Origin of the sequence: Streptomyces ossamyceticus (assembly GCF_001418475.1) — a bacterium.
GTDB classification, from domain to species: domain Bacteria; phylum Actinomycetota; class Actinomycetes; order Streptomycetales; family Streptomycetaceae; genus Streptomyces; species Streptomyces ossamyceticus.
The window spans coordinates 1-721 of record NZ_LIQX01000103.1 but is presented as its reverse complement, the minus strand read 5'-3'; the positions used below and the strand labels follow the sequence as shown (position 1 = coordinate 721).

General features: G+C 73.7%; 2 pseudogenes. Both read right to left on the bottom strand.

What is annotated here, in order from left to right:
• Positions 1-167: pseudogene (locus AOK15_RS46640) on the bottom strand (AAA family ATPase); the annotation flags it as partial.
• Between the two features lie 2 nt (positions 168-169).
• Positions 170-677, bottom strand: a pseudogene (locus tag AOK15_RS46635) (AAA family ATPase); the annotation flags it as partial.
• Between the last annotated feature and the right edge of the window lie 44 nt (positions 678-721).

Genomic DNA, 721 nt, shown 5'->3' with positions numbered 1-721 from the left:
GGGCGGCGAGCAGCCCGCACACGGCGCGACGGGCGTGATCCACGGCTTCCGGGAACCGCTCCGGGGCGAGCCGGGGCAGGGTCGCGCGCGGCCAGGTCCCGCCCAGACCCCGGACGACGACCTCGTGGTCGTGGGTCCACTGCAGATGCACGAACCGGTTGGCGAGCNNCGGCGGCCACGATCCGCACCTCGGGCGGCAGTTGCAGCGTGCCGATCCGCCGCTCCAGTACCAGCCGCAGCAGGGCGGCCTGCACGGCCGGCGGCGCGGTCGACAGCTCGTCCAGGAACAGCAGGCCCCGCCCGGCCCGCACCAGACGCACCGCCCAGTCCGGCGGGGCCATCGGCACCCCCTGCTCGGCGGGGTCGTCGCCCACGACGGGCAGGCCCGAGAAGTCGGACGGCTCGTGCACGCTCGCGATCACCGTCGTCAACGGCAGGTCCAGCGCGGCGGCGAGCTGGGTCAGCGCCGCCGTCTTGCCGATGCCCGGCTCACCCCACAGCAGTACGGGCAGATCGGCGGCGACGGCCAGCGTCAGCGCCTCCAGCTGGGTGTCGGGCCGGGGTTCGGTGGTCGTGTCGCGCAACAGGGTCAGCAGGGCGTCGGCCACGTCGAGTTGAGAGGCGAAGGACACCTCCATGGAGGAAGGAACAGGGGTAAAGGGGGCGTAAGTCGTCATGTGTGATCACCTTCGGGTGTGTGGTGGGGCGGGCCGGGGCCCGC